This window comes from Phaeovulum sp., from assembly GCF_041596715.1.
Taxonomy (GTDB): Bacteria; Pseudomonadota; Alphaproteobacteria; order Rhodobacterales; family Rhodobacteraceae; genus UBA6213.
Genome location: NZ_JBFHIA010000134.1, coordinates 1 through 8,589, shown reverse-complemented (window position 1 = coordinate 8,589; position 8,589 = coordinate 1). Strand labels below are relative to the sequence as shown.

Sequence of the window (8,589 nt, the reverse complement as noted above, 5' to 3'; positions counted from 1 at the left end):
GCGCGGGGCAAGGCGGTTTAGCACATGCGCTTGCGGCTCGATCCGCGCCTCATGGCGCGGCAGCACCGAAAGCGCGCGCTCGGCCGGAAGGGTCAGCGAAATCTCTTGCCCCGCCAGATGCATGGTCAACGAAAGCGCAACCGGGCCGTTCGGCTGATAGGGGTGGTGCACGGTGGGGTAGGGGTCGGCCTCGGCCGCGTCGGCGGGGAGGGTAATGGCGGTGTCGCTGATGCGCCAGCCTTGCGGCGCAAGCCAGCGCAGATCGGCCTTGACCGGGCCATTCGGCACGTAAAGCGCCAAGCTTGCCCCGACCGTCTCGCCGGGGTGCGCGAAGTCTTGCGCCAACCGTCCTTCGGCGCGCAGCCCCGAGGCGAGGTAGATGACGCGGGCAAGTTCGGCCTCTTTGCGCGCCAGACGGTGCAGCAGCGCATCGGCCTGTGATTTTGGGCAGGCCGCGCGAAGTCTGCGCAGCGCCTGCACGGCGGCGGCCGCTGCACGCAGAACCGCGCCGGTGTCGGGGTAGGCGGCGACGGTTTCGGCCAGCGACAGATCGAGCGCCGCGGAATCTGCCAGATCGGGTGCCAGATCGGCAAAACATGCGGGCAGATTGTCGGTCAGCGCAGTGTGGTCATCGCCCACATAGCTTTTGGCCAGATGCAGCGGCCAGCCTGCGCTTTCGCCCGCGCCGCTCCAGCGGCCCATGCCTTGCGTGGCGTGGAAAACCCGCGAATGCTGGCCAATCTCTGGCCAGCTCCACCCCGAGACGGGTTCACATCCGTGGCCGGGCACACGCACCGTTTCGGGCGGGGGCGGCAGGTCGTCGTCATAGGCGTAGCCTGCACCCGACCATGCGGGCAGATAAAGCTTGGATACCTGCCACGGCGCGCCTTCGGCCTTGAAGGTGGGGTCGGCGGCGGCGGCCATAACCTCATGCGCCAGTTGCGTCATGGCGCGGTGGTGGCCGTGCTGGCCGGGAATATCAAGGAAAGTGGGGCAAAGAATGTCGGGTCGATCGGCGCGAATAATCTCGACAAAGCGCAAGAGCGTGCGCGCATGGCCCCATTTGCGCAGTGTCTCCTCCCCGGATTTGGAAAAGCCGAAGTCGGTGATTGGATCGTCGGGGCTGGTGGAAAGCCAGTACATCGAAAGGCCGAGTACATCGCAGGCGCGTTCCATCTCGGCGGTGCGCAGCGTGCCGAGTGCGGCCCCCGCCTCGCGGCCAATGTCGTTTTGCCCACCTTCGCCGCGGGTCGAACAGGCATAGGAAAGGCTCAACCCGTCGCGCAGCGAAAGTGCCGCCAGCATATCGGAGGTTTCATCGTCGGGGTGTGCGCCCGAGTTCATGAAACGCGCCAGCCCGCGCAGCGGTTGCAGCGCGCGCCAGAGCATCAGGCCCATCGGAGCGGTGCGCTGGGCGGCGATTCGGGCGGGATCTGTCATCGGCATGGGCTGGCCTTTCGGAACGGGAAATGGGGCAGGGGCAAAGGACGCGAAAGCAAATGCGGCAAGGCCGCGGGCAGGGTCATGGGGCAGGGTCGAGCCGGGGGGTCATGGTATCGTGAATCACCAGTGCGGCGGCGCCGAGGGCGGCGGTGGTGGGGCCCGACGCGCCGCGCAACACGCGCGGCAGCACGCGCCCGGTGCGGCGCGCCACCGAGCCTGAAGGCAGATCGAGCCTGCGGATCAGATCGTCAAGAATAGCATCGGGCAGCGCGCCACCCAGAATGACCGCCTGCGGATCGAACAGGTTTTCCAATAGCCCCACCGCCTGCGAAAGCGCGGCTGCGGCATCGGCAAGCCACGCGGCAAGGCCCGCATCCTTCGCCGCCAACAACTCTAGCGCCACGGTATCGGGGGCATCATTGGGGGCGATCAGACCGCGCTCGGCCAGATGCCGTTGCAGCGCCATGCGGCTGACGTATTGTTCCAAGCAGCCGTGGTTGTGGCAATCGCAGGCAAGACCGCCCGGACGCACCACCACATGCCCGATCTCGCCCGCGTTGCCAAAAGCGCCGCGCTGCGGCAGCCCGTGGGCGATGACGCCAAGCCCAAGGCCGGTGCCGAAATAGAGGTAGCAGTAGCTATCGAGTTGATGCGCAACGCCCGCGAGCCGTTCGGCGATCGCCGCGGCGGTAGCGTCTTTTTCCAGCATCACCGGCATGCCTAGCGCCTGCGCCGCACCTGCGGCGGCATCGAGCAGGTTCCATTCTGGCAACACCGTGGCCCCGGCGGCGCTTAGCCCTTCAACGCCGAAGGGGCCGGGAATCACCAGACCCGCACCGAAGATCCGCGGAGCGGGGGCAGCGGCTTTTGCTTCCTGCGCCAAATCGGCCATCAGCGCAAAAACCTTTGCAGGCGCGGTGCTGGTCAGCGGCACCTGCCGGGAGAAGATCTTGGTGCCGCCAAGGTTGGTCATCACCATCACAAGCGCATCGGGGCGCACCTCAAAGCCCAGTGCCGCCGCGCCGTCGGGGTTGAAGGTATAGACCACCGGCGGCTGGCCGCGCGCCGCGCGCCGCCGCCCGCCCGAAACAACCAGCCCTTCGGCCTCTAGCTCTGCGATCAGATTCGAGACCGCCTGCGTGCTCAGCCCGCAGGATTTGGCAATCTCGGCACGCCCCGCACCCGCACTGCGCTGCACATAGCCCAGCACCACACGGCGGTTGTGTGCCTTGGTGCGCTCTGAATTGGCGCCAGCAATGAGAGTTCGCTGCAGCGTCACGCTGCCCCCTTAACTCAAACGGTTTGAATTAACTATTGATCTTTGAAAGGAAGGCGTCAACACTCGGTTCATCAAAGAGCAGCCCCGTCGGCTTCGGCAGCAAGGGGACAATACGGGATACGCGGCGCCACCCACGGGGCCGCCTAACAGAGAGGACGACCATGAAGGCCATCACGACACTGGCGCTTTGCGCCTCTTCCGCCCTCGGCACACTGTTTGCGGCGGGTTCCGCCAGCGCGGTCGAGATCGAATACTGGCAGTATATCTTTGACGCGCGCATCACCGCGATGGACACGCTCATCGCCAATTTCGAGGCCGCTAACCCCGGCATCACGGTGAAGCAGTCAACCTTCCCCTATGCCGATTACCGCACCAAGGTTGCTGCGGCGATCCCGGCAGGCCAAGGCCCTGACGTTGTGCAGCTGTTCTACGGCTGGCTGAACGACTACGTGGCGGCAGACCTGATTCAGCCGCTGCCCACTGATGTCTTCCCCGTCGAGCGCATCGAGGCCGAGTTCTTCCCGATGGTGCAGGCGATGAAGATCGACGGCAACTACATGGCACTGCCCACCGCGGTGCGTTCGTTGGCGCTGTTCTACAACACCAAGCTTTTTGCCGAGGCAGGCATCACCGCGCCGCCCGCGACGCTGGACGAGATGGTGTCGATTGCCGAAAAGCTGACCAAGAAGGACGGCGCAGGCAACATCACGGTCGAGGGCATTACAACGGGCATGACCGCGCAAGACCATCAGTGGCTGCGCGAAGTGCTGTTCCGCCAGTTCGGCGTGGTGCCCTATACCGATGACTACCGCACCGTTACCTACAACACACCCGAAGGGGCAGAGGCACTGGCGTTCTACACCAGCCTCGAGCAGACGCTGGGCGTCACCTCGTCCACCTTCATGGACGAGCCGCAAGCGGCCTTCAAAGCCGGGCGTGCAGGTATGCATATCGACGGTTCGTTCCGTATCGGCGCGCTGAAGGATACCCGCGGGCTGGAATGGGGCGTGGCCGAGCTTCCGGCCGGGCCGGACGGCACCCAGTCGAACTATGCAAGCTACTGGGTGAACGCGATCACCTCGAAAGCGACGGGCGAAAAGTACGACGCTGCGGTGAAGTTCATGGACTACATCACCTCGGACGAGGCGATGCAGGTCTGGCTTGAAACTGTCGGTGAACTGCCCGCCAAACCCTCGGCGGCGTTGACCCCGGAAAACATCGCCGACCCGGTCTATGGCCCGTTCATCAAGGGGCTGGGCTATGCGCACGCAACGATCTTTGCCGATGAAACCGGTCAGCGCCAAGTGCTGGTCGATGCCGTCAGCCGGATCTTCCTTGAAAACCAAAGCCCGGCGGATGCGCTGGCAATCGCTGCGGCAGCCGAACAGGCGCTGCTTGATGCGTATTACGCCAAGTAAGCGCAGAGCCTAGCAAACTTGCGGGCCCCGGAAACGGGGCCCGCGCACACCGCCCGCCCGTCAGCGTTTCCGCCAGCTTGCTCTGGTTCAGCGCCAGCCGCCAAGAGGCTCAGCATGAAGCTTTACCGCAATCTATCGATCAGTCAAAAGCAGGTGGTCTGGGCTTGGACATTCCTGGCGCTGCCCGTGTTGTTCTATGTGGTGATCCGTTTTTACCCCACGCTCAACGCCATCGTGCTTAGCTTTCAGGACTGGAACCTGTTGGGCGCGCGCACTTGGGTGGGGCTTGAAAACTACGACAAGCTGTTCCACGACCCGGTGTTCTGGAAGGTGTTCAAGAACACCTTTGTCTACCTGATCCTTGGCACGCCGCTGTCGCTTCTGGCCAGTTTCACGATCGCCTATCATCTGGACAAGATACGGTTTTTGCACGGCACGCTGCGCGCGCTCTATTTCCTTCCGTTTCTGACCTCGACGGTGGCGATGGCATGGGTCTGGCGCTGGTTCTATCAGCCGGTGCCGATCGGGCTGTTCAACAACTTCATCGCTTCGATGGGCTTTCAGCAGATTGCCTTTCTCAATTCCACCACCAATGCGCTGCCGGCGATCTTGCTGCCAGCGATCTGGGCGGGGCTTGGCTTTCAGATCATCATCTTCATGGCCGGGCTGCGCGCCATTCCGATCAGCTATTACGAGGCGGCGCGGATTGACGGTGTCTCTAGCTGGACGATCCTGCGCGAAATCACCGTGCCGCTGCTGAAGCCTACGATCGTGTTCTTGGTGGTGTTCTCGTCGATCAGCTTCCTGCGGATCTTCGATCAGGTCTTCAACATGACCACCAACAACCCCGGTGGTCCGCTCGACAGCACCAAACCGCTGGTGCTGATGATCTACCAGACCGCCTTTACAAGCTATGACATGGGCTACGCTGCGGCACAGACGGTGGTGCTGTTCTCGATCTTGCTGGTCGTCAGCCTGCTACAACTGCGCATCATGAGGGACCGCTGATGGCCGATACCCAAATCCGCGCTAGCGCCGCGGCGCTGATGCGCGCGCCGACGAGTTCAAAACCGCGCCGCGACCCGGCTGCTATCATCCGCTGGACGCTGCTGGCGATGGGCGCAATCGTCATGGTGATGCCGATTGTCTACATGCTTTCGGCCTCGTTCAAATACCCCTACGAGATGTACAATCTGAACATCATCCCGAAGGAACCGACGGCGGAAAACTATCTGTATGTGCTGTCGGACGGGCGGTTCTATCGCTGGTTCATCAACTCGTTCATCATTGCGACCTGCACCACGATTTCGGCGGTGTTCTTTGATGCGCTGGTTGGCTACGCGCTTTGCAAGTTCAAGTTTCGCGGCCGCTACATCATCTTTATCGCGATCCTTTCGACGCTTATGATCCCGACCGAAATGCTGGTGATCCCGTGGTATCTCATGTCGCGCAGTCTTGGCTGGCTGGATACCTACTGGGGCATCATGTTCCCCGGCATGATGACCGCGTTCGGCACCTTTCTGATGAAGCAATTCTTTGAAACCGTGCCCGACGACTTTCTCGAGGCCGCGCGGATCGACGGGTTGAACGAGTTTCAGATCTGGTGGTCGGTGGCCTTGCCGTTGGTGACACCGGCGCTGTCGGCGCTTGCGATCTTTGTGTTCCTTGGCAACTGGACCGCCTTCATCTGGCCCTTGATCGTCACCAACAGTCAGGAGCTTTACACCTTGCCGGTGGGGCTGACGACCTTCTCTGTGGAACAGACGGTGGATTGGGAACTGATCATGACGGGGGCCGCACTGGCGACGATTCCGACGCTGATCGTGTTTCTTGTCTTCCAGCGCTACATCATCCACGGCATTGCGATGGCGGGGTTGAAGGGATGACCGATACCAGCCAGTTTCCCGACCCGATCTACCGCGATACGGTGTTGGGGCCCCTTTTTGACGCGGCCAAGCAGCACTACGCAGGCCCCGTCCGCGCCATCAACCGCGCGCATCTGGTGATGCTGGCCGAAACCGGCATTGTCAGCGCCGACACCGCGGCAGCCCTTGCCGGGGCGCTTGAGGCGATTGATGCAGAGCTTGATCTGCCCGCGCTCAGCTACACCGGCGAGCACGAGGATTACTTCTTTCTGGTCGAAGACGAGTTGAAGCGCCGACTGGGTGCAGATCTTGCCGGGGCGCTGCATACCGCGCGCTCGCGCAATGACATGGACCATACGGTGTTCAAGATGGTGCTGCGGGGGCGCGCCGATACGATGCTTGGGCAGGCGCTCAAGCTGGCAGACGCCTTGCTGGAAACGGCGCGGCGCGAGCGTGACACGCTGATCGTGGCCTACACGCACGGCCAGCCCGCGCAACCCAGCACCTTTGGCCATTACCTTGCCGCTGCCGCCGAAGTGCTGCTGCGCGATATCGCGCGGCTGAGCACGGCGCGCGATGCGCTGGACCATTGCCCGATGGGGGCTGCGGCGATCACCACCTCGGGCTTTCCGATAGACCGTCACCGCATGGCAGAGCTCTTGGGCTTTACCGAACCGCTGCGCAATTCCTATGGCTGCATCGCGGCGGTGGATTATGTGACCGGCCTATATTCTGCGATCAAGCTGATGTTCCTGCATCTGGGCCGCGTTGTGCAGGATCTGCAATTCTGGACCGCCTTCGAGGTGGGCCAGCTTTATGTGCCCAACAGCTTTGTGCAGATTTCGTCGATCATGCCGCAAAAGCGCAACCCGGTGCCGATTGAACATCTGCGCCATCTGGCCAGCATGACCGTGGGGCGCGCCGAGGCAGTAATCAGCACCATGCACAACACCCCCTTCACCGACATGAACGACAGCGAGGGCGAGGTGCAACTGGCGGGCTACGCGGCCTTTGACAGCGGCGCGCGGGTGCTGGCGCTTCTGGGCGCGCTTTTGCCCGCCTGCCGCGTGCGCGCCGACCGAGTTGCCGCTAATCTGGACGCCGCTTGTGTGACCGTGACCGAGCTTGCCGATACGCTGGTGCGCAAAGAGGGGCTGAGCTTTCGGCAAGCACATTCGATCGCCGCGACAACCGCGCGTGGTGTGATTGCAGTCGAGCAGCCGCTTCGTGCAGGCTACGCGATCTTCTCCGCCGGATTTCGCGCCGAAACGGGCCGCGCGCCGAAGCTTGATGCCGCAGCCTACGCCGAGGCGGTAGACCCTGCGCATTTCGTCGCGGTGCGCGACCGCTTTGGCGGCCCGGCCCCCGCGCCGATGGATGAAGCCCTAGCCCATTACACCGCCGAGGCAAGCGCGCTTGCCGCCCGGCATACCGCCCGCCTTGATCGTATCCACACCGCCGAGGCTGCCTCTGACGCAGCCTTCGCCCGACTTCAACCGGAGTAACCCATGGCCACAGTTTCAATACGCAATCTGGTCAAGGCCTACGGCAAGACCGAAGTGCTGCACGGCATCAGCCTCGATGTGGCGGATGGCGAGTTTGTGGTGTTCGTCGGGCCTTCTGGCTGCGGCAAATCCACGACGTTGCGCATGGTCGCGGGGCTGGAAGAGGTTACCGGCGGCGAGATCATGATCGGCGAGCGGGTGGTGAACAACCTAGAGCCGAAAGACCGCGACATCGCGATGGTGTTTCAGAACTACGCGATCTACCCCCATCTGACGGTGCGCAAGAACATCGGCTTTGGGCTGCGCACCTCGAAACTTTCCAAGCCAGAGCGCGAAGAGCGGATCAACGAGGTCGCAGCGATGCTGTCGATGACCGAATACCTCGATCGCAAACCCGGCCAGCTTTCGGGCGGGCAGCGCCAGCGGGTGGCGATTGGCCGCGCGATGGTGCGCGACCCGGCTGTGTTTCTGTTCGACGAGCCGCTTTCCAACCTCGATGCGCAACTGCGCAGCCAGATGCGGCTTGAAATCAAGAAACTGCACCAGCGCGTCGGCACAACGATCATCTTTGTCACCCACGATCAGGTCGAGGCGATGACGATGGCCGACCGTATCGTGATCATGAAAGATGGCAGCATCCAGCAGGTCGGCACCCCTTCCGAGGTGTTCCACCAACCCGCCAATATCTTTGTGGCGCAGTTCATCGGTGCGCCATCGATGAACTTGCTTCCCGCGCGCTATTCGGGCGGTGCGATCAAGGTTGCGGGCAGTTCGATCGCGATCGAATTGCCTTTGCCCGATGGCTCGGAACTGACCGTCGGTATTCGCCCCGACGATCTGGTCGTCAGCGAGCAGCCGGGGGTCTTTGAAGGTATCGTCAGCGTGCTCGAACCGCTTGGCAGCGAGACATTGGCACATATCGAAATCGACGGTGCCGATATCATCGCCGTCGCCGACGGCCGCACGCCCCCCGCAGTGGGCGCAAGCGTGCATCTGGCCGTGGAAACCGCCAACCTGCATCTTTTCACCCCGGATGGCGAGGCGCTGCGGTGACCAGTTCTACAAGGCCCGAAGGTGTG

The 8,589-nt window shown here is 62.9% G+C and carries 7 protein-coding genes; 5 read left to right on the top strand and 2 right to left on the bottom strand.

The annotated features are described in order from the left end of the window. Positions 1 to 1,446: PIG-L family deacetylase (locus ABY403_RS10155; protein ID WP_372840684.1), on the bottom strand; the 1,446-nt coding region annotated here is incomplete at its 3' end. A 76-nt stretch (positions 1,447 to 1,522) separates the two neighbouring features. After that, entirely contained in the window at positions 1,523 to 2,722 is a 1,200-nt protein-coding gene (locus ABY403_RS10150; RefSeq protein WP_372840683.1) for an ROK family protein, read from the bottom strand. Positions 2,723 to 2,883: 161 nt separating this feature from the next. On the opposite strand from ABY403_RS10150, the gene ABY403_RS10145 reads away from it, so the two are divergent. The 5 genes from ABY403_RS10145 (at position 2,884) to ABY403_RS10125 (ending at position 8,563) form a co-directional block, all read left to right on the top strand. After that, on the top strand, positions 2,884 to 4,140 hold the full coding sequence (locus tag ABY403_RS10145; RefSeq protein WP_372840682.1) for an extracellular solute-binding protein: 1,257 nt from the start codon (positions 2,884 to 2,886) through the stop codon (positions 4,138 to 4,140). 114 nt (positions 4,141 to 4,254) lie between these two features. Beyond that, entirely contained in the window at positions 4,255 to 5,148 is an 894-nt protein-coding gene (locus ABY403_RS10140; protein ID WP_372840681.1) for a carbohydrate ABC transporter permease, read from the top strand. Beyond that, the gene (locus tag ABY403_RS10135) at positions 5,148 to 6,026 is read left to right on the top strand and encodes a carbohydrate ABC transporter permease (protein WP_372840680.1); all 879 of its coding nucleotides are present in this window, start codon (positions 5,148 to 5,150) and stop codon (positions 6,024 to 6,026) included. The genes ABY403_RS10140 and ABY403_RS10135 overlap by 1 nt, the downstream gene beginning before the upstream one ends. After that, complete coding sequence (locus ABY403_RS10130) at positions 6,023 to 7,510, top strand: argininosuccinate lyase (RefSeq protein WP_372840679.1); 1,488 nt, start codon at positions 6,023 to 6,025, stop codon at positions 7,508 to 7,510. Before ABY403_RS10135 ends, ABY403_RS10130 begins: the two co-directional genes overlap by 4 nt. 3 nt (positions 7,511 to 7,513) lie before the next feature. Further along, the gene (locus ABY403_RS10125) at positions 7,514 to 8,563 is read left to right on the top strand and encodes an ABC transporter ATP-binding protein (RefSeq protein WP_372840678.1); all 1,050 of its coding nucleotides are present in this window, start codon (positions 7,514 to 7,516) and stop codon (positions 8,561 to 8,563) included. Positions 8,564 to 8,589: the final 26 nt, after the last annotated feature.